This window comes from Nonomuraea sp. NPDC049784 (assembly GCF_040659615.1).
Classification (GTDB): Bacteria; Actinomycetota; Actinomycetes; order Streptosporangiales; family Streptosporangiaceae; genus Nonomuraea.
In genome coordinates, this window is the sequence record NZ_JBFAMX010000026.1 from 13,521 (window position 1) to 38,788 (window position 25,268).

A 25,268-nucleotide genomic window follows, 5' to 3' on the forward strand; every position below is an offset into this window, starting at 1 on the left:
CGCACGAAAGTCTCAAACCGCAGAAGCATCTGACAGGCTGGGGAGCATGTCCGAGACACACCTTCCCGGGGGTTTCGTCAACGCCGTCGTCCGCGTCGGCGACACCGTCCGGCGAACGCCCGGGCAACGGGCCGCGTACGTGCACGAGCTGCTGCGCCTGTTCGAGCGGAGCGGGTGGGCGGGCGCGCCCCGGTTCTTGGGGCTCGACGAGCGGGGCCGCGAGATCCTGAGCTTCGTGGACGGCCACGTGGCCTGGGAGGACGTCCAGCCGGACGGCGTCACCTCAGACGAGAGCCTGGCGCGGGTGGCCGAGCTGGTGCGGGAGTTCCACGACCTGACCGCCGGCACGCCGCTGGCCGGCGAGGAGGAGGTCGTCTGCCACAACGACCTGTCACCCAAGAACACCGTCTACCGGGGCGAGGAGCTGCGGCCGGTGGCGTTCATCGACTGGGACATCGCCGGGCCGGGCTGGCGCGTCCACGACGTGGCGCATGTCTGCTGGCAGTACGCGGGCCTGGGACCCGCGGTCGAGGACCCGGCCGACGCGGCCCGGCGGGTGCGGCTGATCTGCGACGCCTACGGGCTGGGGGAGCGCGGCGAGGTGGTCGAGGCGATCCTGTGGTGGCAGGACAGATGCCGGCGCGGCATCGAGGCCGACGCGGCGGCCGGGATGCCGTACGCGATCAGGTTGCGCGAGGGCGGAGTCGTCGCGCAGGTACGCGCCTGCCACGACTGGGTCGCCGAGCACCGCGCCGCGTTCGAGCGGGCCCTGCGCTAGACCGGGGAAACCGGAGCCCCGGGGGCGGGCTCCTCGATGGGGACGTAGTCGGCGCGCATGCCGTGGTCTCCCAGCCACTGCCGGAGCCCGAGCACGGCCGCCGGGTTGGCCGCCACCTGCGCGGCGTACTCCGACAGCGCCACCTCCTCCCCGTCGTCGTACAGCAGCCGCGCCGGCCCCGACCACGACAGGGTCCACTTGGCCTGCCCGAGCTGGATCAGCACAGCCTCCAGAGCCTGCCCCAGCACCCCGGCCAGCAGGGTGTCCGACGGGTTCCAGCCCAGCTCGCGCAGCACGGCCTCCAGCTCCGCCTGCCGGCCCCGCGCGATCGCCTCGAAGGCGGCGTCCAGGTACGGCCGCGCGGCCCCCATGACCCGCTGCCCGGCCACCGCCAGGTCGCGCAGGGCCTCGGCGTTGCGGCCCGTGTACATGCCGTGCGCCACCAGCTCCTCCCACGACACCGGCCGCAGCCCCGTCAGCGCCTCCGGCGTCCACATGGACTGCTCCACCGCCTGCACCGCCACGTTCGCGTCGCGCAGCAGCGTCAGCGCGGACCGGGGATCCGGCACGTGCGGCGGCTCCGGCAGGCGGTCGATGGCGGCCAGGCGCTCGGCCAGGCTGGGATGGGAGTCGTACGGGGAGACCTCCTCCGGCTCCTCGCCCAGCTTGGCGATCTCGGACTGGCGGTCGGGGTCGCTCATGAGGGCGTGGAAGCCGCCGAACACCGAGACCGGTCTGGTGCCGCCCGCGCCGGTCAGCGACAGGTAGTCGTTGACGTACAGGTCCCAGCCCGTCGCGGTGGCGTGGATCTTGCGCAGTGCGCCGGCCATGGCCTGCCGGCCGCTGATCGAGACCGCGAACTGGTCGGCCTCCAGCTCCTGCTTGCGCGAGACGGCCTGCGAGACCCGGAGGTAGAGCTTGGCGTACCAGGTGAACAGGCGCTGGATGAACGGGTGGTTGCCCAGCCCATGGACGGTGGCGATGAGCGAGACCCGCCCCCGGTAGACCGGCGCGCCCAGGCGCGTGTGGGCGCCGCTGTAGTGGCCGAGCTCGTGCCCGAGCACCGCGCGCATCTCGTCCACCGTGAGCGTCTGCAGCAGCGGCAGGCCGATGAACATCCGCCTCCGCGTCGCCTTCATGCCCAGCCAGCGCGTGTCCTCGGAGACGGCCGCGTTCACCTCCGCCACCAGCCGGATCTCGTCCGGCGGTGCCGTGCGCACGCGCTGCGCGAGGTCCTCGACCGTCTGCCACAACACCGGCTCGTGCTCGCGCCCGACCGGTACCCCGGGCTGCTCACCGCCCTGGCGGCGGCTCACCATGAACAGCGCCCGTACGAGCGCGCCGGCGGCCAGGGTGAGGACGATTGCGATCTTGAGGGCGTTGGCGTGGAAGTCAACGAGGAGCAGGACGTCGAAGAAGATGGCGGCCGCCAGGATGAGGCCGACCAGAACGTAGAAGCCGGCGAGCAGGGTGAAGGCCAGCACTGCTCGGAACGCTGTCGTCATGGGGGAGGGCTCCCGGGGAATGGGTTCTCGCGAGGCTTGACACTAGCGGAGTCGGGAAACTGGATAAAATCGCCTAAGCAATGCCGTACTACGACCAGCACGATCAGGACCGTTGGGTTCCGGAACCTCCCGGCAATCCTGAGCGGTCCGCGTTCGAGCGCGATCGGGCTCGGGTGCTGCACAGCGCCGCACTCCGCAGGCTGGCCGCGAAAACGCAGGTCGTGGGCCCTGGCGAGACGCTCGGCGGCGGCCAGCACATCCCGCGCACCAGGCTCACACACTCCCTCGAATGCGGCCAGGTCGGCAGGGAGATGGGCGCCACGCTCGGCGTCGATCCCGACCTGGTGGAGACGGCCTGTCTGGCGCACGACCTGGGGCACCCGCCGTTCGGGCACAACGGGGAGATGGCACTCAACGCCCTGGCGGCCTCATGTGGCGGCTTCGAGGGGAACGCGCAGAGCCTGCGCCTGCTGACCAGGCTGGAGGCCAAGGTCCTCACCGAGGACGGCCGCAGCGCCGGGCTGAACCTGACGCGGGCAGCCCTCGATGCTTCCATCAAATATCCCTGGACATGCGTTAAGTCCCCAAAGTTCGGCGTATATGACGATGATCTACCCGTGTTCCGGTGGATCAGGGACGGCGCGCCGGAAGGGCGGGTGAGCTTCGAAGCGCAGATCATGGACTGGGCCGACGACGTCGCCTACTCCGTGCACGATCTCGAGGACGCCCTGCACTCCGGCCACGTCACGCCCGAGGCGCTCCGGTCGCCCATCGAGCGCACGCAGGTGTGCGAGACCACCCAAACCTGGTACGCCCCGTACGCCGACCTCAACGAGCTGGAAGAGATCTTCGCCAGGCTGATCATCGACCCGCTCTGGCCGCGCCGCTTCGAGGCCACGCTCGCCGACCTGGCCGGCCTCAAGGCCCTCACGAGCGGGCTCATCGGCCGCTTCTGCCGCTCCGCCCAGGCCGCCACCAAGGAGGTGCACGGCTCCCGCCACCGCGCCGACCTCGTCGTCCCCCACGCCACCCGGCTGGAGTGCGCCCTGCTCAAAGGCGTGACCGCCCACTACGTCATGACCACCAGGGACCACAACGCCAACCAGGCCAGGCAGCGCGAGCTCATCAGCGAGCTGGCCGCCCTGATCACGCTGGGCGCGCCGGGCACGCTGGAGCCCGCCTTCAGGCCCGCGTACCTGGAGGCCCCCGACGACGCGGCCCGCGTCCGCGTGGTCATCGACCAGATCGCCTCGCTCACCGACACCTCGGCGGTGGCCTGGCACCGCAGGCTCTCCCGCTGACCAAGCTTTCTCCATGAGCCTGGCCACCAGGCTTTTCCCATGACCCCGGCGGGCGGATACTGCGCCCATGGCCACATATGTGATCGTCGGCGCGGGACTTGCGGGAGCCAAGGCCGCGCAGACGCTACGCGAGGAAGGCTTCGACGGCGAGATCGTCCTGATCGGCGCCGAGCCAGAGCGGCCCTACGAGCGACCGCCCCTGTCCAAGGAGTACCTCCAGGGCAAGAGCGAACGAGACAAGATCTTCGTCCACGCCCCCGAGTGGTATGCGGACAACGGCGTGGATCTGCGGCTCGGCACCCGCGTCACCCGCATTGAGCCCGATCATCACCTGGTCAGGCTCGGCGACGGGTCGCGCCAGCCGTACGACAAGTTGCTCATCACGACCGGCGCCACCCCGAGACGCCTGCCGGGGCCCGCCCACTACCTGCGTACCGTCCAGGACAGCGAGGCGCTCAAGGAACGTTTCGCCACCGCCGGCAGCGTGCTCATCGTCGGCGCGTCCTGGATCGGACTGGAGACCGCGGCGGCCGCCCGTGCGGCGGGCTGCGAGGTCACTGTCGTCGAGCCCGAGCCCACCGCGCTCAACCGGGCGCTCGGTCACGAGCTCGGCGACCTGTTCGCGCGCCTGCACGCCGGCAAGGGAGTGGACCTGCGCTTCGGCACCGCCGCCGCCGAGATCACCGACACCGGCGTGCGGCTCAGCTCGGGCGAGCGGCTCGCCGCCGACCTCGTGGTGGTCGGCATCGGAGCCGTGCCCGAGGTCGGGCTCGCCCGCGAGGCCGGGCTCGACGTCGGCCAGGGCATCCTCACCGACGCCGCTCTGCGCACCTCACACCCCGACGTGTTCGCCGCCGGCGACGTGGCCGAACCCTTCCACCCCCTGTACGGGCGCCGCCTGCGCGTCGAGCACTGGGCCAACGCCCTGCACGGCGGCCCGGCGGCCGCCAGGTCCATGCTCGGCCAGGACGTGGTCTACGACCTGATCCCGTACTTCTACACCGACCAGTACGAGCTGGGCATGGAGTTCTCCGGCGACATCGAGGGCTACGACGAGATCGTCTACCGCGGCGAGCCCGCGAGCCTGGAGTTCATCGCGTACTGGCTGCGCGGCGGCCGGGTGATCGCCGGCATGAACGTCAACACCTGGGACGTCGTGGACGAGATCCAGGAGCTCATCAGGTCAGGCGTCATTGTTGACCAAAAGGAGTTGTCGACGGGTCCACGATGATCAGGCCATCGTCGTCCTTCGGGCTCTGCGTCTTCCCAGCCTGCGGGGTCTTCTTCGACGCGCACTGCACGGTGCAGCGCGGGGTCTCGCCCAGCTTGCCGCGCAGTGCCAGCGTCTCCTCCCTGGGCGAGTACGTGCGGTTGCCGGACTGCCAGGCGTCGAGGTAGTCCCACGGCTTGACCATGCCCCTGCGTACCCACCAGAAGGCCGGGCCCGTCTTCCACGAGATCGCGAAGTAGAGATTGGGCCCGGTGTCGCGGGCGTTGCCCGACCTGCCCACCCGCCCCAGCAGCTGGCCCGCCTTGACCCGGAGGCCCGGCTTGAGGCCGTCGGCGACCGAGTCGAGGTGGCCGCCGAGGTAACGCACGCCGTCGTCACCGATGATCGTGACGAACCTTCCCTCGCGGTCGGCCCCGACGTCCGTGGACGGTCGCCACTTGTTCTGGACGTTCACCTCGTCCACGACGCCGCCGACCGGCGCCACGAACGCGCACCCCTGCCCGGCCCAGATCGTCGTCTTGGGCAGCACGAGCAGCTTGCGCTGGTAGGTCGTCTTGCAGCCCTTGACCGGGAACGTGTACTCGTACTTCGACAGCTTCGGCGGCGGCACCCTGACCGGGTCGTCACCCTTGGGCGGCTGCTCGGCCGCCTGTTGCTCCGCCGTCGGGCTGGGCGTCGCGGAGGTCGCCGGGCTCGTCGAGGCCGCCGCGGGCGAGGCCGAGGCCGTGGCGGGCGGGGCAGTGGCGGGCGACTGGGCGCTGACCCCGGCCAGTCCGGTGGCCTGGGAGCAGGCAGCGGTCAGCAGCACAGCGCCCATGACGGCCGCCCATCGTCCGAGATGCCCCGATCGCATGATCTCCACCCGTGTCACCGTTTCCACCGACAACCTTTACCTTTGTAGCCGACGAGGGCACCTCGCAGAGCCGCTTTCCCCCTTTCGCAACCCACAGGTAATGCCCGTCTATCCCGTACCGCACCCGTACCGGCTGGAAGCGTCGGTGGGGCGGAATAGACTCACCGGCGTGGCTGGCCGGATCCGTGACGTCGACATCGCGCTCGTACGCGAGCGTTCACCCATCGCCGATGTGATCGGCGAGCACATCCAGTTGCGCAACGCGGGGGGCGGCAACCTCAAGGGCCTGTGCCCCTTCCACGACGAGAAGAGCCCGTCCTTCAACGTCACCCCCGAGCGCGGGATGTATTTCTGCTTCGGCTGCTCCGAAGGCGGCGACGTGATCACGTTCGTCGAGAAGATCGAGCACCTATCGTTCGGTGAGGCGGTCGAGCGGCTGGCGCAGCGGGCCGGGATCCAGCTGCAGTACGAGCAGGGCGGTTACGTTCCCAGGCGCGACCACGGCGAGCGGGCCAGGCTGATCGAGGCGCACAAGGCTGCGGCCGAGTTCTATGCGGACAAGCTGCTCAAGCCCGATGCGGCGGCCGGGCGGCGGTTCCTGTCGGAGCGCGGGTTCGAGCGGGCCGACGCCGAGACGTTCGGCGTGGGATACGCGCCCGCCGAGTGGGAGGCGCTCACCCGCCATCTCCTGGGGCGCGGATTCACGGCCGAGGAGCTGGTCAAGGGCGGGCTGGCCAAGGAGGGGCGGCGGGGGCCCATCGACCGGTTCAGGGGGCGGCTGATCTGGCCGATCAGGGACGCGACGGGCGATGTGATCGGTTTTGGCGCACGGAAGTTGCTTGATTCCGATGATGGGCCGAAATATCTCAATACGCCTGACTCGCCGCTTTACAAGAAGAGCCAGGTGCTTTATGGGATTGATCTCGCCAAGCGGGAGATCTCCAAGCGGGCTCAGGCGGTGATCGTCGAGGGCTATACCGATGTGATGGCCTGCCATCTGGCCGGGGTGCCGACGGCGGTGGCCACGTGCGGCACGTCGTTCGGCGAGGAGCACATCAAGATCCTGCGCAGGTTCCTGCTCGACCAGGCCGAGTTCCGGGGCGAGGTGATCTTCACCTTCGACGGTGACGCGGCGGGGCAGAAGGCGGCGCTGCGGGCGTTCGCCGACGAGCAGAAGTTCGTCACGCAGACGTACGTCGCGGTGCAGGGCGACGGGCTCGACCCGTGCGACCTGCGCGTCAAGCAGGGCGACGCGGCCGTGCGGGATCTGATCGCGAGCAGGGAGCCGCTGTTCCAGTTCGCGATCAGGAGCACGATCTCCCGTTACGACCTGCGCAGCAACGAAGGCAAGATCGCCGCTCTGGACGCCGCCGCGCCGATCGTGGCAGGGATCAAGGACGTGGGGCTGCGCAAGCGGTACGCCATCGACCTGGACCGGTGGCTGGGCTTCATGGACGAGCGCTTCGTCATGCAGCGCATCGCCGAGGTGGGCGGGGCGCAGCAGGGGCGCCTGCGGCGCGCGCCCAAGGCGGCGCCCGTCGATCCGAGCGTGCGGGTGGAGGGTGAGCTGCTCAAGCTGGCCGTGCAGCGTCCGGCGCTGCTGGGGCCCCGCTTCGACGCGCTCGATCCGCAGGCCTTCACGGCTCCCGACCATGTGACGCTGCACAAGGTCATCGTGGCCGCCGGGGGTGTGGCGGCGGGTGCCTACGGCGGTCGCGAGTGGGTGGACCTGCTGCTGGAGCACGCGCACGAGGAGGGGGCCCGGGTGCTGGTGACCCGGTTCGCGGTGGAGCCGATGCAGGCGGACGCACATGCCGAGGAGCGGTACGCCGGGGCCATGCTGGCGGCCATCGAGGCCATCGCGGTGGACCGGGCGATCGCGGCGGTGAAGTCGCGGATCCAGCGGCTCAATCCGGTGGAGGAGCAGCAGGAGTACAACAAGCTGTTCGGTGAGCTGGTGGCGCTGGAGCAGCAGCGCCGCGTCCTCCGCGACCGCGCCGCCGGGAGCTGACCGCCCGGCGCGGGCCGGCGGCAAGTGGACCCGGCGCGTCCGGATCGATGTGAGGTCGGGGACGCGCACTGAACCCCTAAGAGCCGGGTGTATCACGCCGGTGGTTGGTAACAGTTTGGCCGCGATCACAAGCCGCATATCAGGGTGGTTGACCAGGGAACTTGGCGCGGTCCAACAGGTGACAAAGGTGCCGGACAACGACGTCAGGGCAGCGAAAGAGTTGCGTCCGGCCGGGGGGTGTCGCCGGGCGCCTGAAACCAGACCGCGTAATTGACTTTACTTTCCTGATCAAACTCCGGCCAAACCTAAAAGCGATCTCAATTCGGTAAGGACGATCGTCTTACCTTCGGTGACAAAAATGGGTCTGCCATTTGATGGAACCAATACTGCAGACTGTCTCCCGTGGGTGCATCGGTGCTGTCAAGCGGACCGCCATCGGTAGATCAGGTGGCGGACCTCGTCGCGAAGGGAAGGGAGCGCGGAAGCGTAACCGTCGATGACGTCGCAGCCGCGCTTGACCGGTCCGAGTTGCCGTCCGACGCGCTGGAACGCGTCGTGCGGATGCTCGCCGAGAACGGCGTGGAGGTCCTCGAGCCCCAGGGCGACGAGGAGTCCACCCGCGCCGATGAGGAAGACGTTGGCAAGCGGGCGCCGACCAGTGATCTGGTCCGTATATATCTACGGGAGATCGGCCGCGTGCCTTTGCTGACCGCAGAGGAGGAGGTGGAGCTCGCCAAGTCGATCGAAGCCGGCCTGTTCGCCGAGGACAAGCTGGCCAACGGGGTCTCGCGTCTGGCCTTCCCGGAGTTCAGGGAGCTCGTCTGGCAGGGCACTCGAGCCAAACAGCGGCTCATCGAAGCCAACCTCAGGCTCGTGGTGTCGATCGCCAAGCGGTACGTGGGCCGCGGCATGCTCTTCCTGGACCTGATCCAGGAGGGCAACCTCGGGCTCATCCGTGCGGTCGAGAAGTTCGACTACACGAAGGGCTACAAGTTCTCCACTTACGCGACCTGGTGGATCAGGCAGGCGATCACCCGGGCCATCGCCGATCAGGCTCGTACGATCCGCATCCCCGTGCACATGGTGGAGACCATCAACAAGCTCGTACGGGTGCAACGCCAGCTCCACCAGGACCTCGGCCGCGAGCCGATTCCCGAGGAGATCGCCAAGGAGATGGACCTCCCTGTCGATCGCGTGGTGGAGATCCAGCGCATCGCCCAGGAGCCCGTGTCGCTGCAGTCGCCGATCGGTGAGGAGGACTCCGACCTCGGAGACTTCATCGAGGACGCCGACGCTGTCGTGCCGATGGAGGCCGCGGCCTTCATCATGCTGCAGGACCAGCTCGACGACATCCTGGCCACGCTGTCCGATCGCGAGCAGCGCATCATCCAGCTCCGCTTCGGCCTGGCCGACGGGCATCCACGCACGCTGGAGGAGGTGGGCAGGGAGTTCGGCGTCACGCGGGAGCGCATCCGGCAGATCGAGTCGAAGACCCTGGCCAAGCTCCGCCACCCGACCCGCGCACAGATGCTCAAGGACTACCTGGACTGATCCGAGGGGACGGGCCCGGGCGAGTGCCGCCCGGGCCCGTCCCATGCTCAGGAGCAGCCCTCGAACTGCGGCACCGCGATGGTCGACAGGTCCAGCCCCGACTTGCCGAACCACCGGTGCAGCAGCCTGCTCGCCGTCCCGTCCTGGTACATGTCGGTGATCGCCCGGTTCACCGCCTCGCACCCCGGGACGTCGCTCTTGCGCATGCCCACCCCGGTGCGCTGCTCGTTGAACTGCGCGTTGGCCAGCTTCAGCCCCGTGCCGTCCTGGGTGGCCAGCCCCGCCAGGATGACGTCGTTGGTGGTCACCGCGTCCACCTGTTTGCTCTTCAGCGCCGATACGCACGCCTTGTAGTCGTCGAACGGCACGAGCTGCGCCGCCACTTCCCGCTCCTTGACGACCCGGTCGGCCGCGTTCGAGCCCTTGACGTTGCAGATCCTGCGGCCCTTGAGATCGCGCACGTTCTTGATCGTCTCGTCGGGCCGCTGCAGGATGTCCTGGTAGGAGATGTGGTACGGCCCCGCGAAGAGCACGTCCTTCTTGCGCTCCTGGTCGACCGTGAAGGTGGCCAGCACCAGGTCGGCCGTGCCGTCGGTGAGCACCTTCTGCCGGTCGGCGGCCAGCACGGGGATGTAGGTGGCCTCCTTGTGCAGCTTGCGGGCGATGTAGGCGGCCACGTCCACGTCGAAGCCCTCGAACCTGCCGTCGGGCCGGCGGAAGCCGACCGACGGCAGGTCGGGGCGTACCGCGATGACGATCTTGTCCTTGTCCACGACCGACTCCTGCCCGTCGGTCCCGCAGCCCGCGACCGCCGTCGCGACCAGGGCCAGCACCACCACCAGCGCCCGCTTCACCGGTACTCCTTGAGTCGTGGCCATACGCCCGCTATCACCAGCAGGCCGATCCCGCCGATGGCGAAGGGCAGCAGCCGCCACAGGTTGTCCAGCGCGCTCTCGCCGTTGTCGATCGCGCGCGTGAACTGGGTCTGGTGCCTGGCGGACAGCGCCAGGAGCGCGCGGTCGTACGCGTCGAACGCCGTGGTCACCGGGCCGAGCCGCTCGGCGACCGCCTCGCTGGTCTTGCCGCTCGCCACCAGCTCCCGGAACTTCGTGTCGGAGGCCTGGAAGCTCCGGTACGCCTCCAGCGCGTTGGTGCCCTCCTTGCCGACGAGCTCGGGCCCCAGCAAGCCGAGGAAGTCCCTGGAGCCCTGGGCGACCTGGTCGTGGTAGGTACGCAGGTTGCCCGCCTTGAAGTAGACCACCGTCATCGCCTTGTCCAGGAACGTGTGCTCGTAGGTGTCGGCCCACTCCTTGTCCAGCAGGTAGCGGCTTTCGTCGCCCTGCATGCTGTTGCTGATCGAACGCGCCTTGGCCAGCGTCAGCACCGAGTCGAACCCGGACTGCTTGGCCTCATGCAGCGCGGCCTCGTCCGTCCCGAGCACGTTCATCCCGGAGAGCAGCGCGACCGCGGTCGTCACGGTCGCGACCAGCAGCGCCGGCCCGAAGACCCGGCGGAAGCGCTGCGCCAGGAAGACCTGCAGCCAGATCAGGCAGCCCAGGGCAAGCAGCCCGGCCAGCACCACCGCGACCCGCAGGAGCGGCACCATGACCGCCTTCTCGTCATAGGTCGCGCGCACGATCGTGCCGCTCTCCAAGGTCAGGTTGTACGCCTGGGGCAGCAGCTCGACCCGCATCAGCTTGGTGGCCTCGCGGTAGGTCAGCACCACCTCCTGCGGAGGCGGCCCGGGCGCGTGCTTGGACCGCTCGTCGAGCAGCAGCGCCTGGCCGGCCAGCCGTTCGTAGCGGCCCAGCTTGTCGAGCACCGACCGCACGGTCTCCCGCTCGGCCCTGGTGTCGGCCAGTGAGAGCGCCTGCATCAGCGCCTCGTTGGCCTTGGACCGCTGCTGCTCGTACCGGTCGAGCGCCTGCTGGCGCTGCGCTGCGTACTGGTCGCCCATCACCAGCACGTTGGCCACCTGCGCGTCCATGTCGCTCAGGCCCAGGTAGAGATCGGCGGTGGCGACCACCTGCGGTCCCGCGTCGCGCCCGATGACCTGCAGGCCCTCGCGGGCGCTCGTGCTGCCGACCGCGAGCGCCGCGAAGAGCAGGGCCAGCGAGGCGACGGCGATGCCGGTGATGACCCGGATCCTGCCAGGCACGCTCCGGCGCACGGGCGCAGAGACGCCCTGGGCCTGCGCCACGGGCGCCTGGGGCTGGGACTGCACCAGGGTCACGGCGTGCCCTCCCTGATGGTGATGACGGTCCACGCGCCCAGGTGGATCTTGTCGCCGGGGCCGATCCTGACCGGCACGTTGAGCTTGACGGGCTTGCCGTTCACCTGGGTGCCGTTGGCGGAGCCGGGGTCGACCAGCGTCCACGAGCCGTCCGGCTGCGCCAGCAGCACGGCGTGCAGGTGGGAGACGCCCGGGTCCTCCGGCGGCCCGGTCAGGTCGATCTCAGGGGCCACGTTCCTGGCCCTGCTGCGCCGCCCGATGCGTACCTGCTCGCCGGCCAGCGCGAACGAGCGCTCGGGGCAGTACGGCGGGAACGCCATCGCGGCCGCGTCCGGGCCCCCCTCGGCGATGACCTTCTCGTAGTACGTGCGGTCGGCGGCGGTGACGGCCTCCCACTGGGCCCCGCTCACGGGGACGGAGACGGAGGCGCTGTTACCGGTGTAGTCGTGACCGCACACCTCGCAGAACTGCCCGGCGCGCGGCGTCTGACAGACCGGGCACGCCTCGGCCGCAGAGGCCGCGGCCTGGGCCTGAGGTTGCGGTGCGGGCGCGCCGTTCATCTGGGCGCCGCAGATGTCGCAGTAGTCGTCGTCGCCCGACGCGTGGCCCTGCGGGCAAGTGGCCATCAGCTTCCTTCCTTGCGCAACCGGCTGGTACGGACGGAGCCTGTGTCGAGCTCGAGCTCGTCCGCCTTGTCCACGTTCCTGCGCAGCCTGGCCGTGCCGGTGGCCGGATCGACCTCGACCACCCTCTCCAGCAGCCTGGCGGTGTCCTCGCGCCCCGACTGGGTGGCCAGCTCCTTGGCCTTGGCCAGGCGGGCGGTCGCGGTGTCGACGTCGCCCATCGCCCTGGCGCTGAGCCCGTCCTGAATGAGCTCGTGCAGCTCGGCCTGGCCGGTGTAGTGGGCGACCTTGTTGTTGATCCGGGTGGACTGCGCCAGGTCGTCGGTCCACTGGGCGAGCACGTTCCCGCTGGCCAGGACCTCCTGGGTGTCGGGGCGTACGAGCTTGACCCAGCCGGCCCTGATCTCGTGGCCGATCTGCCCCGGCGGTACCTCCACGCAGATGTGGTACTCGCGCTCCTCGGAGCCCCACGAGCCGGTCGGGTAGTCGCCGGTCAGCGGGTTCACGTCGTTGCGCTTGCCGGTCAGGTCGAGCAGCGTGGGGGAGACCTGCTTGACGAACTTCAGCGTGGCGGTCTGCGGCACCCACACCCGCAACGACAGCTCGGCCACAGTCTTGCTCATCGACGTCTGCGTCAGCCTGCGGAAGAACTCGGACAGATCCCCTTGGTTCCGTACGAAGTCGAACGTGCCGAGCATCGCCTCCGAGACCCTCCGCAGCTCGGCGGGCACCCAGTCCTCACCGATCCCCAGGGAGTCGCACACGAACTTGCCGCTCCAGCCCGCCAGCACGGAGGCGAACACGTCGGGGCGCTCGTTGTTCTGGCCGTCGGTCATCAGCAGCGCGTGCCTGATCGCCGACGGGTGCGCCGACAACAGGTGGCCCGCCAGTTTCAGCCACTCGCCCATGGCGGTGCCGCCGTGCGCGGACAACCGGCTGATCGCCCGCTCGGCCTCGGCCCTGGTGGCCGGACTGGCCTTGACCAGGTTGGCGTTGCCGCCCGGGTAGATCACCTTGGCCCGCTCCGTGCCCGCGATCACCGCGAAGTGGACCCCGTCACGCAGGGTGTGCACGGCGGTCGCGGCCGCCTGCCTGGCCTCGCGGATCTTGCTGCCGCTCATCGAGCCGGACGTGTCAATGATGATCACTTCGGCGGCCTCCGTGACCACTGACTGCGTGGTCACGACGCCGCCCGTGGAGCCGACCGTGAGGATGGCGTGCACCTCGCGGCCGTCGGTCGGGAGGTACTTGTTCTGGTCGATGGTCAGGGTGAAAGTGGGCTGGTCACCCATGCGTTACTCCTAGAGGGATCAAGGCGATGGTCACGTTGTCCTGGCCGCCGGAGTCGAGAGCGTGGCGCAGCATCTCGCGGGCCATCTCGATGGGGGTCCCGGTGCTGGGGAAGGCGTAGCCGTCCAGGTAGCGCCACAGGCCGTCGCTGCAGACGAGCAGCAGGCCGGGCTCCTCCGGGGTGAGGGTGCGTACGTGGAGCGCGACGTCGACGGCGTCAGCGCCGAGCCAGGCGGTGATCTCGCCGGTCTCGACCGCGTCGTCCACGGTCAGCAGGATGCAGTGTCTGATTGCCGCGCCTTGCTCGGGGGCCGGCAGCCAGTAGGCCCGGGTGTCGCCGGCCCAGCCGAACGTGATCCGGCCCCGCTCGACGACGGCGGCGACGTACGTGCTGGCGGGCGCGTCGTTCACGGACGTGGCCAGCTTGGCCACCGCCCGGCCGGCCAGGTCGAACGCCTCCTCCTGCGGCAGCCCCCTGGCCAGCGCGGCGGAGGCGGTCTCGACGGCCACCGCGGACGCCTCGTCGGCCCTGGGCGAGCTGCCCACGCCGTCGCAGACCACGGTCACGATCGCCTCTCCGGACCAGAGCAGGGCCATCGCGTCCTCGTTGCGGCTGCGGCGCAGCCCCCTGTCCGTGACGGCCGCCGCGCCGCCGTCGAGCACGATCTCCGCGTGGTCCCTGCCGGTGGGCTGGCGCAGGCCGCAGCGCTCGCAGTAGCCCTCCGCGTCCACGGCGGGCGCGCCGCACGACGCGCAGGCCGGCGCGCCCAGGGCGTGCCCGCACGCCTCGCAGTAGGTGTCGCCCTCCAGCACGGGCGCCTCGCACACAGGGCAGATCACAGCCACGTCCTAGGTCGTACGGCATTCGCCTGGTCGATGAGCGCGTGGCGCTCCTGACGCGACTCGGCCGCGACCGCCAGCTTGCGGTAGATCGACTCGAGCTGCTTGCGCAGCCCCACCTCGGTCAACGGCGCGCCGGCCAGTTGCGCGTCCTTCGGCGGTGAGTTCGTCTTGAGCCAGGCCAGCGCCGACGTGAGCAGCTCGGCGGTGAGCACGTCGCGGCGGCGCGGGTCGAGGCCGGACTGCCTGGACAGCCGGTCGGCCGCGCCCACCAGGTCATCCGTGACGAGCACGCCCAGGTCGGGCCGCCGGACGACGGAGATCGCCTGCGCCACCTGCGCCGGCATCCGGTAGATCGAGTGGGCGGGCACCTCGTCCAGCACGCTCATCCTGCCCGACCTGGCCAGCCCGAACGCCGCGCTCACGTAGGAGTGATCGGTCCGCCAGACGCCTTCGTACCAGGTGGCCGCCGGCTTGCCCGCGCATTCCAGCGCGAACGCCAGCGCCAGCTTCGGCGCCAGCTCGCCGGGCAGCGCCGACAGGCACCAGTCGAACATCGACACGGCCTGGTCGAGCTGCCCCGTGGCCAGCGAGAGCACCCCGCGGTACCAGCTCACGCGCCAGTCGCCCGGCAGCTCCTTGTCCAGCTCGCTCAGCGCGACCGGGGCCTCGGCCGCGCACTCCTCCGCCAGCAGCCTGGCCCGCATCAGCTTCGTCTCAGGCGTCTGCGGCATCGCGGCCAGCTGGTCGATCAGCTCCTTGCTGTCGCGGCCGAGCAGGCCGGCCAGCGCGCCCGCCGCCGGGTCGGCCGGATCGACCAGCGGCACCGGCAGCGCGCCCGCGACCGACGCCGGGTCGAGCCGGCCGAACACCTCGCCGGCGTCCTCCGACAGCGCGGTGCCCACCGCGGTCCGCTCGGGCCCGAACATCGGCGAGGGAGCCGGGTACGGCACGCCGTCCTGGAGGGCGCTCACCTCCCGCAGCACCCCGACGAGCTGCTCCTCCATCTCCTCCGCGCTCTGGAACCTGTCGGCGGGATTGACGGCGGTCGCCTTGCGCAGCAGCCGGGTGAACGACGGGTGCCCGCAGTCGTCGGGCAGCGGCGTGGCCACGCCGTTGGCGTACGGGACGAAGCCCGGGACGGCCAACACTGCCAGCGTCCTGGCCACGGTGTAGAGGTCGGCGGTGGCCGCGGCGGCGTGGGTCTCCACCTCGGGGCCGTGGTAGCCGGGCGTGGCCCACCCGGAGCCCGGCGGCGAGCCGATGGGCAGCACCGCGCCGAGGTCGATGAGCTTGAGCCGCTTGCCGACCCTGATCACGTTGGCCGGCTTGAGGTCGCAGTAGACCATGCCGTGCTCGTGCAGGTAGGCGAACGCCTGCAGGATCTCCCGGCCGTACATGAGGGTCTCGCGCAGCGGCAGCGGGCCCTGGCGGCGCAGCTCGTGGAGGGACTGGCCGCCCACGTACTCCATGACGATGTAGCCGAAGCCGCCGGAGCGCTGGAAGTTGAGGATCTTGACGATGTTGGGGTGGTCGACCGTGGTGAGGAACTTCCGCTCCGCCTCCGCCGCCGCCAGCGCCTCGGCGTCGTTGGTGTTGAGCAGGCCCTTGAGCACCACCCACATGCCGTCGAGGTTCTCGTCGGAGGCCAGGTAGATCCAGCCCAGCCCGCCGTGTGCCAGGCAGCCCAGCACCCGGTACTGGCCCGCCACCAGGTCGTCCTTGCCCAGCTTGGGGGTGAAGGAGAACTGGGTGCGGCAGTGCGGGCAGAACCCGTCCGTCAGCCCGGACCGCCCCTCCCTGGACCGGCCGACCTTCTTCCCGCACGCCGGGTTGGCGCAGAACCGCTTCTCCTCGGGCACCACGGGGTCGGCCATGACGGCCGTGGTCGGGTCGCGGTAGGGCACCGACGGCAGGTCGGCGATGGTGGCCAGCCTGCCGGCCCGCGACCTGCCGCTGCTCACCGGCGAGGTGACCGACCTGCTCACCGGCTGAGTCTGGAGCGGGACGGAGGGCTGGGAGGGAGGTGCGGGCGCGCTGGCCGAGTGGCCGCACAGGTCGCAGTAGCCGTCCTCGATCGTGCCCGTGCAGCCGGGCTGCGCGCAGCGGGTCATCCCTTACCTCCGTGTATCGCGCGCTGGTACGACTCGACGGCCGCCGCCGCCTTCGTCAGGTCGCAGGGCGCGCTCCACAGCAGCACGCGCGCCCGTTCGAACAGCTCGGAGGCCGCGGGGTCCTCCGCCAGGCCCTTGCGCACCGCCATCACCTGGCAGGCGCCGAGCCGCCCGCGCAGCTCGTCACGCCTGCCGACCAGGCCGTAGAGCGCCTTGGCCGTGGCCAGCGACTGCTCGGCTGACTTGCGGGCCTCCTCCTCCACCCCCGCCAGCCGCTTGGCCCGCAGCACCCAGGTGTCGGCCGAGGCGTCGAGCGCGTCCAGCTCGGCGGCCAGCGACTCGGCCCGGCTCCGCGGCTGGGCCTGCGGCGGCAGGGCGATCTTGACGACGACCGCGCCGTGGGCCAGCCTGGCCTCGCTCTCGGCCGCCCGGACCCGGTCGAGCGCGGCCACGAGGTCTTCCCTGCGCCTGCCGTACTCGGCCTTGACGGTGAGCGCCAGCTCCAGCTCCGTGCGGGAGCCGGCCAGCAGCCGGGCCAGCCGGTCGAGGTCCTGCTCGACGGACGCGCCGAGCGGGTCTTCGAGGACCGAGGCGCGCAGCCGCTTCAGCTCGGCCTCCTGCGCCGCGAGGTCGGCGCTCTCGCCGAGCTCGCGTTCGAGGTCGCGGATGTGGCGCAGGTCGCTGTCGGCGCCGTCGAGGCGGGGCAGGACGGTGTTCCACACGGCGTCGATGTCATTGAGGGCGGACGTGACCTCGCGGAAGGCGGCGTCCATCCGTGCCACGGTCTGGTCGAGGGTCAGCCGTTCGTCCTGCTGGGGGAGCAGCGAGCGCTGCTCGACCGGCTTGGCGACGGTCCGCAGCACCACGGACGTGCCCGCGAGCAGCTCGGTCAGCTCCTCCAGCTGCTCGGCGCCCAGCTTGGAGCGGGCGGCCCTGATCTGCTCGGCGTCGCGTAACACGGCCCGGTACGCGTCGTTCAGCGACCACAGCGCGGCCAGCGACTCCTGTGCCGCGGCCCATCTCCGCTGGGTCGCCCCGCGTAAGGAGGCTCCCTTGAGCAGCTGGTAGGTGGTGTGGGATTCGAGATCGAGCAGGTCACCGGAGATGCGGTCGCGTTCGTCGGTGCGAGCGCGCAGGGCGTGCTCCACGCCCTCCCTGCTCATTGGTGGTCCCAGGCTCATCACGCTCCCCGTGAAGCGGGCCCCCGATGCCCCCTTGGTCCTATCGACTTAACGGGGGATTCGAGCGGTTGGTTCCAAGAGTCGGGGTGACCCCTGACTTGTCCCTGATTCAACCCTGTCTCGCCTGCAATCCGCTTAAAGGATCTCTTACCGTTGCGGACATGGGACGAATTCTTCTGATTGCCGCGGCGATCGTGGCCGCGCTCGTACTCCTCGGCCCCCTCGTGGGCTTCGCCCTCACACTGCTCAAGTGGGGCCTCATCATCGGCGCCGTGGCGTTCGGCGTCATGCTCCTTACGAAGTGGGCCAAGAGAACATAGCTTCCTGCGGCATCCGCGGGCATAGTTGGGTGATGGAGGCGCGGCCGGCGGTCGACGATGCCGCGCTCGGGCGCGAGGCACTGGCCGTGCTCGAGGCGAACTGGACAGGCACTGGCACCGTGCCCGCGCCAGGTCTCTACCCGCACCAATGGAGCTGGGACTCCGCGTTCGTCGTCATCGGCCTGGCCAGGCACCGGCCCGACCGGGCCCGCGACGAGCTGCTCAGCCTGCTGCGCGGGCAGTGGGCCACCGGCATGGTGCCGCACATCGTCTTCCACACGCGCGAGGCGTACTTCCCGGGTCCCTCCGTGTGGCGCTCGCAGGAGCACGCTGCCGCGCCGCATGTCCTCACCTCGGGGCTCACCTCGCCGCCGATGCACGCGCTGGCCCTGTGGTGGCTCTACCGGCACACCGGCGACGTCGCCTTCGTCAGGAAGGCCTTCCCGGCGCTGGTCGCCCAGCACGCCTACCTCTCCTCGGCCCGCGACCTCGGCGGCGCGGGCTTGGCCGCGATCGTGCACCCCTGGGAGTCGGGCATGGACGACAGCCCGTCCTGGGACGACGCGCTGGCCGCGCTGCCCGCGATCAGGTATGGCTACCGCAACGTCGAGCTGGAAGAGCGCCACCCGGACAGCGACCACGACCGCTACGTCTGGCTGGCCATGCGCTACCGGGACGCCGGGTACCGGGCCGAGTACCTGCGGGACGAGCACCCGTTCGCGATCGAGGACCCGATGTTCAACGGGATCTGGCTGGCCTCCTGCCAGGCCCTGGCCGAGCTGGCGCCCCTGGTGGGCGCCGACCCCGTGCCCCACGCCGAGCAGGCCGACCGCATCAGGCAGGCCATGCTCGACCGCCTCTGGGACGGCTGCTTCTACGCCCGCGACCTGCGGGCCGACCGGCTGATCCGGGTGGCCACGGTGGGCGCCTTCGGGCCGCTGCTGGATCCCGGGTTGCCCAGCGACCACCTGCACGCGGCCGTGGAGGTGCTGGAGTCGGCCAGGTTCATGGGGGCCACCGGCTATCCGGTGCCGAGCTGCGAGATCCGCGCCACCCAGTTCGACCGTACGCGCTACTGGCGCGGCCCCTCCTGGGTGAACACCAACTGGCTGCTGCGCAGGGCCGCGGCCGTGCACTCACTTGACCAGCTCGGCCAGCAGCTCACCAACTGCACGCTGCGCCTGGTCCGGCAGGCCGGGTTCCGCGAGTGCTTCGATCCCTTCGACGGCAGCGGGCGGGGGTGCAGGGACTTCTCGTGGAGTGCGGCGCTCACCCTCGATCTGCTCGCCGATACCGTGGTGGAATGAGCTTTTTCCACCGCCTGCCCGCCGATGTGCGCAAGTCCTTGGACACCGAGCCGGGGGAGCGGGTGCTGACCTTCGCCGCCGGTGCGACCTCCGGCTACGTGGTGGCCACGAACCTCGCCCTCTACCTGACGGACGGGACGCGGGTGCCGTACGAGGAGATCGACAAGGCGTCGTGGGACGAGCAGGGGGTGCGGGTGCTCACCATGGACGGCACGTGGCATGTTGATGAGGTCTCCGACCCTCGGCTGGTGCCCGAGACCGTACGGGAGCGGGTCAACTCCACGATCGTGGTCAACAAGCACGTCAAGCTGCCGGGAAGGGGCGGAGTGCGGCTGGTGGCCCGGCGCCGGCCCGGCGGGGAGGTGCTCGGCTGGACCTTCGTCTTCGACGACGGCCTCGACCCCGAGGACCCCGGCCTGCGCGCGCAGGCCGAACAGGCCCTGGAGGGGCTACGGCGCAGCATGGGCGTCTGACGCGCCACGCGCGGGCGCCTCAGACGCCCATGCTCCGCGCCCGTCAGTGCGATCAGTACGGTCAGTACGGGATGCCGCTCTCGCGGGCCTTCTTGTCCACGATGTCCTCATCCGGCCAGCCGGTGCCCGTGTCGGGCTGGTGCCGATCGGAGCTGAGGAAGGGGATGCGGTGCTGCAGCGTGTCACCCACTCTCGACCTGGCCATCCCCGCCAGCTTCGACGCCTGCGCGCCCATCACCCCGGCGACCTCCTGGACCCTCGGGTTGTCGGCCACGCGCTGCGCCGTCCGCCTGATCTGCTCGTACCGCTCGCGTCCCGCCCGGCTGCCCAGCACGTAGCCGATCGCCAGACCAGCAGCGAATGTCATCCGATAACGCATCTTGCACCTCCGCTGTCTCCGGCCCTACCCCGCTTACGATGCGACACGCACTCCAGGAGTGCGCTAATCTATTCCTGCGCACAGCGAAGGGGCCCAAGCCCCGGCGAAGTGCGCAGATGCCCGATCCCGCGTAGCTCAACGGCAGAGCAGCCGGCTGTTAACCGGCAGGTTATAGGTTCGAGTCCTATCGCGGGAGCCACACACGAGAGGCCCTCTGCCGAGGGCCTCTTTGTTGTAGCGGCTCTTGTGCCGATCGCTGGGGCTACGGCGATGCGGACCTTGGCGCCCTGGGTCGCATCGCCTTCACGTTGCGGCCATGAGCGCATCGGCTCCAGGCGGCAACACGCCCGGGGGAGCGGATCGCCTCGACGCCGGCAACGCTTGCCTCAGGGGAGGCTCTGCCTGGACGCGCTGCCGCGTCTCAGGAGCGCATCGTCCCCGCGCCCTGCCGCGCCTCACGAGCACGCGCCTCCGCGCGGTGCCGGGCCTCAGGAGCGCGTTCCGTCACACCAGGCGCCACCGGCCCCACGAGGGTCGCGTATGGGGCGGTGGCTGATGGGCCTCGGGAGGCCGGGGTCTGGGAAGGCGCCCCTCGTCCATGCGGTGAAGTGGTGCGGTCAGGGGGTGGGGCCGCGCTTGGCGATGACGGAGGTGAGTGCCCAGCCAAGGCCCACGACCAGCCCGCCGACGATGGCCACGAGGCCGATGTTGCCGATCCCGAGCATCGAGAGCACGGCGATCAGGAGGCCGTAGGCCACGGTGAGGACGAGCATCAGGCGGAGATACGTCTTCTGGTTCATACCGACACGATCACGCGACTGAAGGCCCGGTTGTATCCACTGATCGGTGGACACGTCCCCGGTAAGATGTCCGATCGTGGGTGGCCCCGTCGACGCGCGGGCGGAGAACGCCTGGTCCCGCTCCTACCCCTTCTGGGATGCGTACTTCGCGATCGTGCTGGTGGCGACCATCGTCGCCATCGTGGTGGACGGCGGGGCGCCGGTCGCCATCGTGCTGCTGCTCCTGATCGCCGTCTCGTACGTGGCGTGGGGCCACAAGGCGGTGCGGGCGCCGGTCGCGCCCATCAAGGAGAGCTGGTGGCACGTCGCCGCGATGCTCGTCCTGTTCACGGCGGCCCACCTGTTCGCGCCGCAGTCCGCCGTCGCGCTGTCGGCGCTGATCCCCATGACGTTCATGGCGTTGCGGGCGGCACGGGCGGTGGCCGTGATGGTGGCCATGCTCGCCGGTCCTGTGATCCAGCTCATGGCGGAGAACGGGTCGCATCCGCTGCTGATCGCCGTGGCGATCGTCCTCGGGGTGTCGGCCAGCTCGCTGCTGGGGGTGTTCATCGACCGGCTCGGGCGGCAGAACACCGAGCGGGCCCGGCTGATCGAGGAGCTCGACCGCACCCGTGAGGAGCTGGCCGAGGTGAGCAAGGAGGCGGGGATTCTGGCCGAGCGCGAGCGGCTGGCCGGTGACATCCACGACACGCTGGCGCAGGGGTTCGCGAGCATTCTCATGCTGCTGCAGGTTGCCGAGGACGGGCGCGACCCGCACGTGGCGCGGGCCATGCAGACCGCCAAGGACAACCTCGCCGAGACCCGGGCCCTCATCGCCGCCCTGGCGCCGCCCGCGCTGGAGGGCGCCTCGCTGGAGGAGGCATTGGGGCGGCTGGCCAGGGGGTTCGAGTTGCCCGTGGAGATGACCGTCGCAGGGGCCGCCGACGTGCCGAGCCCCGTCGAGGAGGTGCTGGTGCGGGCCGCCCAGGAGGGGCTGGCCAACGTGCGCAAGCACGCCCGCGCCCGCTCTGTGCGGCTGGAGCTCGAGCACGTTCCCGGCGCGGCCGTGCGCATGTCGATCAGCGACGACGGCTGCGGCTTCGACCCCTCGGCTGTCCAGGACGGGTACGGCCTGCGCGCGATGCGCAACCGGGTGACGCGGCTCGGCGGCACTGTACGGATCACCGGCTCCCTCGGCGAGGGCACCACGGTCGCGGTGGAGCTGCCGTGCTCAGGGTGATGATCGTCGACGACCATCCCATCGTGCGCGAGGGCCTGCGCGGGATGCTTCAGGCCGAGCCGGACATCGAGGTCGTCGGCGAGGCCGGGTCGGCGGACGAGGCCGTGGCGGTCGTGCCCCGGTTACGGCCCGACGTGATCCTCATGGATCTGCGCATGCCCGGCGGCGACGGGATCAGCGCCATCGTGCGGCTGGGGCCCGGTCAGCGGGTCGTCGTGCTGACGACGTACGAGGATGACGGGGAGATCCTGCGCGCGGTGTCGGCGGGGGCGGCCGGATACCTGCTGAAGGACGTGTCACGGGCCGACCTCGCGCGGGCCGTGCGGGCGGCGGCCCGGGGCGAGACGGTCCTGTAACCCTCGGTCGCCGCGCGGCTGGCCGACCGGCGGGCCGCGCCTGTGCTGTCGGCTCGTGAGCGGGAGGTCCTGGAGCTGGTGGCCGAGGGACTCACGAACGCGGAGATCGGCAGGCGGTTGTACATCGGGGAGGCCACGGTCAAGACGTACCTGCTGCGGGTCTTCGGCAAGCTGGGCGTCTCCGACCGGACCTCGGCCGTGCTGGCCGCGCTGGACCTGGGCCTGGTACGGCGCCGCCCCTGACCGGCGCCCCGCTCGCCGGCCGTACCTGAAGATCACTTCGGCTCTCTTAAGCCTCGCTTCAGGTGCCGCGGGCCAGTCTCGGGCTGTCTCATCGAATCGGGGAAGGAGATCCCATGTTCAAGCGACGCGTCGCAGTCGTCGTCACCGCCGCCGTGTTGGGGCTGGTCGGAATGGCCGGGTCCGCGCTGGCCGACGACGGCACGCTCCACGTGCGCGACGACGGCCCGGTCAAGGTGCGGGACGACGGGCCGGTCAGGGTGCACGTCGAGCCGGGCGTCCGCGGTGGCAGGCTGAAGTGCTGGCTGAGTGACGGCAAAGTCGTCAAGTTCTCCAAGGCGAAGGTGACCGAGCTCTTCGACGAGGACTTCATCGAGCCTCAGCTCGCCGAGGCCGTCACCGAGGACGGCGTGACGACCGTACCCGAGGACCGGCTGTCGATCAGCGTTCCGGCCAAGGAGCTGCCACGCAAGGTCACGGTCGGCAAGCGCTGGCACCGCAGCCGCGTCATCCACCTCACGTGCGTGTGGGACGACCGCGTGGGCCGGTAGCCCTCACCGCCGCGCCCCTGGGCTCTCCCAGGGGCGCGTGGCGTTACAGGGACGGGAAGTTCGGCGGGCGGCGTTCCAGGAAGCTCGCGACGCCCTCCGCGAAGTCCGGACGGCCGAAGGAGGCGACCATCTCCTGGACGGCCGTCGCGGCCGAGGCCTCCAGAGTGGTGTCCCAGTCGTGCCACACCTGCCGCTTGATCACCGCCATCGACGCGGGAGAGCTGTACGCCGCGAGCTCCCGCGCGTACGCCTGCGCCTCGGCAACGACCGACTCACCCGTCACCGCCCGGTTCACCAGCCCGAGCTCGTACGCCTCGGCCCCGGTGAACACCCGCCCGGACAGCAGGATGTCCATGGCCCGCTGCTGCCCCATGATCCTGGGCAGCACCCAGGACAGCCCGTACTCCGCGATCAACCCCCGGCGCGGGAAAGCGGTGGTCCACTTGGCGTCCGCGGCCGTGAAGACGAGGTCGCAGACCAGCGCGTGCACCATGCCCAGCCCCGCGCAGGCCCCGTTGACGGCGGCGATGATCGGCTTGGCGATGGTCGCCGGGAACGTGTTCGGCCGGGGGTCGGGCTCCTCGTCGTAGGAGCCGCTCTGGATCGCGGCCAACGCCTTGAAGTCCGCCCCCGAACAGAACCCCTTGCCCGCGCCCGTGACCACCATGGCCCGCACCTCCGGGTCCTTCTCCGCCTCCGTCAGCAGGTCGAAGTAGCGCCGCCCCAGGGCGTTCGTCCACGCGTTCAGCGTGTCGGGACGGTTGAAGGTCAGGGTGAGTACGCCCTGGTCGAGGGATGAGAGCACGAGTTCTGCCATGCACTAACCGAACCATGTTCTAGCCGGGAATGGCAAGGATCGGTTACCGGTGGTGGACGAAGGCGGGGGTGAGGACGCTGGTGTCGTAGTAGCGGTGGAAGACCGGGGTGGCGCTGCCCGAGAGCGGTGGCACGATCCATGACCAGTCGGCAGGGCAGACGCGCCCGGCCTTCTCCTCGCGTGACAGGTGGGTGAGGAAGCGGCGCGACTCGGTGTGATGGTCGGTCATCGTGACCCCCGCCTGCTCGAACGAGTGCAGCACCGCCACGTTCAGCTCGACCAGCGCGTGGTCGCGCCACAGTGTCCGCTCGGTGGAGGTGTCCAGGCCCAGCCGGTCGGCGACCACTCTGAGCTGGTCGTACCTGTCGGGGTCGGCGAGGTTGCGGGCGCCGATCTCGGTGCCCATGTACCAGCCGTTGAAGGGCGCGCATGGGTAGCAGATGCCGCCGATCTCCAAGCACATATCCGAAATAGCCGGTACGGCGTGCCAGCGCAGTCCGAGCTCCTCGAACCACGGGTATTCGGGGTGAACCAGCGGCACCTCCAGGACGGCGTCCCCTGGCAGGTTGCACATGAGCGGCTCGCCCAGGCTCGGCTGGATGATCACCGGCAGCACGTCGAACCGCCCCGACCTGCCGCGCCAGCCCAGCGCCTCCGCCATCTTGGTGAGTTCCACGTTGCGCGGGTCGCCGACGATGCTCCCGTCGCGGTTGCGGTGGCCCGCGTACCGGATGAGCTGGTCGTTCACTATCCGTGGCCCTCGGAGGGCCGGCGTGTCGGGGGGCAGGATCGTGACGGTTGGCCTGATCTTTCCGTTCCCGGTGGCCTCGCGCAGATGGGCGACGCACTCGAGGGCCACCCCCTCGGCCGTGGCCACCTGCCGGCGGTCACGTACCTTCAGCGAGCGCCAGTAGAGCCGCCCGATGCACCGGTTGCTGTTGCGCCAGGCCACCCGGGCGCCGAACTCCAGCTCCTCGTACGTGTGCGTGTAGGTCCCGCGGCGGGCCACGTCTCTGGCGACGTCGCGCAAACGGGCGTGCATGCCTCCGGTTTGTGGGTGTTCGGCGTGGAAGAGCCTGATGAAACGCTCTGCCTCGCGGAGGTCGGTGGTTCGCTCGAGCACCGCCTGTACGGCGAGGGCATCGAATGGACGCAGGTTCGTAATCCAGGTACGCACGCGGCAATCAGCACTTCTCCGTCATCGGATCGCTTCGCCGATTCCGGGTCGGCGGCACGTTCCTGATGGCGGCGCCCTCTCCTCGCCACCGTCACGACTTATCCGCGGCTACCGGCCC

24 protein-coding genes, 1 tRNA gene and 1 pseudogene are annotated in these 25,268 nt (G+C 70.3%); 13 read left to right on the forward strand and 13 right to left on the reverse strand.

The window, feature by feature from the left end; genetic code table 11:
* The first annotated feature begins 46 nt into the window (after positions 1–46).
* Positions 47–778 (forward strand): phosphotransferase, encoded by a 732-nt coding sequence (locus AB0J09_RS09440; protein ID WP_360687745.1) that lies wholly within the window; start codon positions 47–49, stop codon positions 776–778.
* Here the strand turns inward: AB0J09_RS09440 and AB0J09_RS09445 are convergent.
* A complete protein-coding gene (locus AB0J09_RS09445; protein WP_360687748.1) occupies positions 775–2,283 on the reverse strand; it encodes a M48 family metallopeptidase in 1,509 nt (502 codons plus the stop codon). The two genes, AB0J09_RS09440 and AB0J09_RS09445, sit on opposite strands and share 4 nt — an antisense overlap.
* 80 nt (positions 2,284–2,363) lie before the next feature.
* Here AB0J09_RS09445 and AB0J09_RS09450 point away from each other — a divergent pair, with 80 nt between their 5' ends.
* Both AB0J09_RS09450 and AB0J09_RS09455 read left to right on the forward strand, forming a co-directional pair.
* The gene (locus AB0J09_RS09450; RefSeq protein WP_360687751.1) at positions 2,364–3,584 is read left to right on the forward strand and encodes a deoxyguanosinetriphosphate triphosphohydrolase; all 1,221 of its coding nucleotides are present in this window, start codon (positions 2,364–2,366) and stop codon (positions 3,582–3,584) included.
* Between the two features lie 67 nt (positions 3,585–3,651).
* Entirely contained in the window at positions 3,652–4,815 is a 1,164-nt protein-coding gene (locus tag AB0J09_RS09455) for an FAD-dependent oxidoreductase (protein ID WP_360687754.1), read from the forward strand.
* Here the strand turns inward: AB0J09_RS09455 and AB0J09_RS09460 are convergent.
* A complete protein-coding gene (locus AB0J09_RS09460) occupies positions 4,775–5,695 on the reverse strand; it encodes a M23 family metallopeptidase (protein ID WP_360687757.1) in 921 nt (306 codons plus the stop codon). The genes AB0J09_RS09455 and AB0J09_RS09460 overlap by 41 nt on opposite strands.
* A gap of 142 nt (positions 5,696–5,837) precedes the next feature.
* Between AB0J09_RS09460 and dnaG the strand changes: the two genes are divergently transcribed.
* Both dnaG and rpoD read left to right on the forward strand, forming a co-directional pair.
* Positions 5,838–7,679 carry a DNA primase gene (dnaG, locus tag AB0J09_RS09465; RefSeq protein ID WP_360687760.1) on the forward strand — a complete coding sequence of 614 codons (1,842 nt, stop codon included), beginning with the start codon at positions 5,838–5,840 and terminating at the stop codon, positions 7,677–7,679.
* Between the two features lie 447 nt (positions 7,680–8,126).
* Complete coding sequence (rpoD, locus tag AB0J09_RS09470) at positions 8,127–9,230, forward strand: RNA polymerase sigma factor RpoD (protein WP_360687763.1); 1,104 nt, start codon at positions 8,127–8,129, stop codon at positions 9,228–9,230.
* Between the two features lie 47 nt (positions 9,231–9,277).
* Here the strand turns inward: rpoD and AB0J09_RS09475 are convergent, their stop codons facing one another.
* From AB0J09_RS09475 to AB0J09_RS09505, 7 genes are read right to left on the reverse strand one after another with little or no spacing between them, the layout of a single operon-like run.
* Positions 9,278–10,084: a transporter substrate-binding domain-containing protein gene (locus AB0J09_RS09475; RefSeq protein WP_360687766.1), complete on the reverse strand. Its 807-nt coding sequence runs from the start codon at positions 10,082–10,084 to the stop codon at positions 9,278–9,280.
* A complete protein-coding gene (locus AB0J09_RS09480) occupies positions 10,081–11,463 on the reverse strand; it encodes a hypothetical protein (RefSeq protein WP_360687769.1) in 1,383 nt (460 codons plus the stop codon). The genes AB0J09_RS09475 and AB0J09_RS09480 overlap by 4 nt, the downstream gene beginning before the upstream one ends.
* The gene (locus tag AB0J09_RS09485) at positions 11,460–12,089 is read right to left on the reverse strand and encodes an FHA domain-containing protein (protein WP_360687772.1); all 630 of its coding nucleotides are present in this window, start codon (positions 12,087–12,089) and stop codon (positions 11,460–11,462) included. Before AB0J09_RS09485 ends, AB0J09_RS09480 begins: the two co-directional genes overlap by 4 nt.
* Positions 12,089–13,378 (reverse strand): VWA domain-containing protein, encoded by a 1,290-nt coding sequence (locus tag AB0J09_RS09490; RefSeq protein ID WP_360687775.1) that lies wholly within the window; start codon positions 13,376–13,378, stop codon positions 12,089–12,091. The genes AB0J09_RS09485 and AB0J09_RS09490 overlap by 1 nt, the downstream gene beginning before the upstream one ends.
* On the reverse strand, positions 13,371–14,222 hold the full coding sequence (locus AB0J09_RS09495) for a protein phosphatase 2C domain-containing protein (RefSeq protein ID WP_360687778.1): 852 nt from the start codon (positions 14,220–14,222) through the stop codon (positions 13,371–13,373). Before AB0J09_RS09495 ends, AB0J09_RS09490 begins: the two co-directional genes overlap by 8 nt.
* Positions 14,213–16,330: a tetratricopeptide repeat protein gene (locus AB0J09_RS09500; protein WP_360687781.1), complete on the reverse strand. Its 2,118-nt coding sequence runs from the start codon at positions 16,328–16,330 to the stop codon at positions 14,213–14,215. The genes AB0J09_RS09495 and AB0J09_RS09500 overlap by 10 nt, the downstream gene beginning before the upstream one ends.
* The gene (locus tag AB0J09_RS09505) at positions 16,327–17,493 is read right to left on the reverse strand and encodes a hypothetical protein (RefSeq protein WP_360687784.1); all 1,167 of its coding nucleotides are present in this window, start codon (positions 17,491–17,493) and stop codon (positions 16,327–16,329) included. The genes AB0J09_RS09500 and AB0J09_RS09505 overlap by 4 nt, the downstream gene beginning before the upstream one ends.
* 179 nt (positions 17,494–17,672) lie before the next feature.
* Between AB0J09_RS09505 and AB0J09_RS09510 the strand changes: the two genes are divergently transcribed.
* From AB0J09_RS09510 to AB0J09_RS09520, 3 genes are read left to right on the forward strand one after another with little or no spacing between them, the layout of a single operon-like run.
* A complete protein-coding gene (locus tag AB0J09_RS09510) occupies positions 17,673–17,831 on the forward strand; it encodes a hypothetical protein (protein ID WP_360687787.1) in 159 nt (52 codons plus the stop codon).
* A 32-nt stretch (positions 17,832–17,863) separates the two neighbouring features.
* Positions 17,864–19,138 carry a hypothetical protein gene (locus AB0J09_RS09515; protein ID WP_360687790.1) on the forward strand — a complete coding sequence of 425 codons (1,275 nt, stop codon included), beginning with the start codon at positions 17,864–17,866 and terminating at the stop codon, positions 19,136–19,138.
* On the forward strand, positions 19,135–19,611 hold the full coding sequence (locus AB0J09_RS09520; protein WP_360687793.1) for a hypothetical protein: 477 nt from the start codon (positions 19,135–19,137) through the stop codon (positions 19,609–19,611). The genes AB0J09_RS09515 and AB0J09_RS09520 overlap by 4 nt, the downstream gene beginning before the upstream one ends.
* A 61-nt stretch (positions 19,612–19,672) precedes the next feature.
* On the opposite strand, the gene AB0J09_RS09525 is transcribed toward AB0J09_RS09520, so the two are convergent.
* Positions 19,673–19,990, reverse strand: a complete 318-nt coding sequence (locus AB0J09_RS09525) for a YtxH domain-containing protein (RefSeq protein WP_360687796.1) — start codon at positions 19,988–19,990, stop codon at positions 19,673–19,675.
* A 124-nt stretch (positions 19,991–20,114) separates the two neighbouring features.
* On the opposite strand from AB0J09_RS09525, the gene AB0J09_RS09530 reads away from it, so the two are divergent.
* Positions 20,115–20,189, forward strand: a tRNA-Asn gene (locus AB0J09_RS09530).
* A 418-nt stretch (positions 20,190–20,607) separates the two neighbouring features.
* On the opposite strand, the gene AB0J09_RS09535 is transcribed toward AB0J09_RS09530, so the two are convergent.
* A complete protein-coding gene (locus tag AB0J09_RS09535) occupies positions 20,608–20,790 on the reverse strand; it encodes a hypothetical protein (protein WP_360687799.1) in 183 nt (60 codons plus the stop codon).
* 76 nt (positions 20,791–20,866) lie between these two features.
* Between AB0J09_RS09535 and AB0J09_RS09540 the strand changes: the two genes are divergently transcribed.
* The 3 genes and pseudogenes from AB0J09_RS09540 to AB0J09_RS09550 all read left to right on the forward strand — a co-directional run bounded on the left by AB0J09_RS09540 (position 20,867) and on the right by AB0J09_RS09550 (position 23,156).
* A complete protein-coding gene (locus AB0J09_RS09540; protein ID WP_360687802.1) occupies positions 20,867–22,009 on the forward strand; it encodes a sensor histidine kinase in 1,143 nt (380 codons plus the stop codon).
* A pseudogene (locus AB0J09_RS09545) lies at positions 21,997–22,608 on the forward strand (response regulator transcription factor). Before AB0J09_RS09540 ends, AB0J09_RS09545 begins: the two are co-directional and overlap by 13 nt.
* 113 nt (positions 22,609–22,721) lie before the next feature.
* The gene (locus AB0J09_RS09550; protein ID WP_360687805.1) at positions 22,722–23,156 is read left to right on the forward strand and encodes a hypothetical protein; all 435 of its coding nucleotides are present in this window, start codon (positions 22,722–22,724) and stop codon (positions 23,154–23,156) included.
* 43 nt (positions 23,157–23,199) lie between these two features.
* Here the strand turns inward: AB0J09_RS09550 and AB0J09_RS09555 are convergent, their stop codons facing one another.
* On the reverse strand, positions 23,200–23,973 hold the full coding sequence (locus tag AB0J09_RS09555) for an enoyl-CoA hydratase-related protein (RefSeq protein WP_360687808.1): 774 nt from the start codon (positions 23,971–23,973) through the stop codon (positions 23,200–23,202).
* A gap of 43 nt (positions 23,974–24,016) precedes the next feature.
* On the reverse strand, positions 24,017–25,015 hold the full coding sequence (locus tag AB0J09_RS09560; RefSeq protein ID WP_360687811.1) for a nitric oxide synthase oxygenase: 999 nt from the start codon (positions 25,013–25,015) through the stop codon (positions 24,017–24,019).
* 15 nt (positions 25,016–25,030) lie between these two features.
* Here AB0J09_RS09560 and AB0J09_RS09565 point away from each other — a divergent pair, with 15 nt between their 5' ends.
* Positions 25,031–25,216 (forward strand): hypothetical protein, encoded by a 186-nt coding sequence (locus tag AB0J09_RS09565; protein ID WP_360687814.1) that lies wholly within the window; start codon positions 25,031–25,033, stop codon positions 25,214–25,216.
* Positions 25,217–25,268: the final 52 nt, after the last annotated feature.

Bases quoted from the DNA above. Each gene is read 5' to 3' on its own strand.
- AB0J09_RS09525 (WP_360687796.1), bottom strand. From the start codon at position 19,990: ATGCGTTATCGGATGACATTCGCTGCTGGTCTGGCGATCGGCTACGTG.
- AB0J09_RS09550 (WP_360687805.1), top strand. From the start codon at position 22,722: ATGTTCAAGCGACGCGTCGCAGTCGTCGTCACCGCCGCCGTGTTGGGG.
- AB0J09_RS09455 (WP_360687754.1), top strand. From the start codon at position 3,652: ATGGCCACATATGTGATCGTCGGCGCGGGACTTGCGGGAGCCAAGGCC.
- AB0J09_RS09505 (WP_360687784.1), bottom strand. From the start codon at position 17,493: ATGAGCAGGGAGGGCGTGGAGCACGCCCTGCGCGCTCGCACCGACGAA.
- AB0J09_RS09555 (WP_360687808.1), bottom strand. From the start codon at position 23,973: ATGGCAGAACTCGTGCTCTCATCCCTCGACCAGGGCGTACTCACCCTG.
- AB0J09_RS09510 (WP_360687787.1), top strand. From the start codon at position 17,673: ATGGGACGAATTCTTCTGATTGCCGCGGCGATCGTGGCCGCGCTCGTA.
- AB0J09_RS09450 (WP_360687751.1), top strand. From the start codon at position 2,364: ATGCCGTACTACGACCAGCACGATCAGGACCGTTGGGTTCCGGAACCT.
- AB0J09_RS09560 (WP_360687811.1), bottom strand. From the start codon at position 25,015: ATGCACGCCCGTTTGCGCGACGTCGCCAGAGACGTGGCCCGCCGCGGG.
- AB0J09_RS09485 (WP_360687772.1), bottom strand. From the start codon at position 12,089: ATGGCCACTTGCCCGCAGGGCCACGCGTCGGGCGACGACGACTACTGC.
- AB0J09_RS09515 (WP_360687790.1), top strand. From the start codon at position 17,864: ATGGAGGCGCGGCCGGCGGTCGACGATGCCGCGCTCGGGCGCGAGGCA.
- AB0J09_RS09535 (WP_360687799.1), bottom strand. From the start codon at position 20,790: ATGAACCAGAAGACGTATCTCCGCCTGATGCTCGTCCTCACCGTGGCC.
- AB0J09_RS09445 (WP_360687748.1), bottom strand. From the start codon at position 2,283: ATGACGACAGCGTTCCGAGCAGTGCTGGCCTTCACCCTGCTCGCCGGC.
- AB0J09_RS09520 (WP_360687793.1), top strand. From the start codon at position 19,135: ATGAGCTTTTTCCACCGCCTGCCCGCCGATGTGCGCAAGTCCTTGGAC.
- AB0J09_RS09440 (WP_360687745.1), top strand. From the start codon at position 47: ATGTCCGAGACACACCTTCCCGGGGGTTTCGTCAACGCCGTCGTCCGC.
- AB0J09_RS09490 (WP_360687775.1), bottom strand. From the start codon at position 13,378: ATGGGTGACCAGCCCACTTTCACCCTGACCATCGACCAGAACAAGTAC.
- AB0J09_RS09500 (WP_360687781.1), bottom strand. From the start codon at position 16,330: ATGACCCGCTGCGCGCAGCCCGGCTGCACGGGCACGATCGAGGACGGC.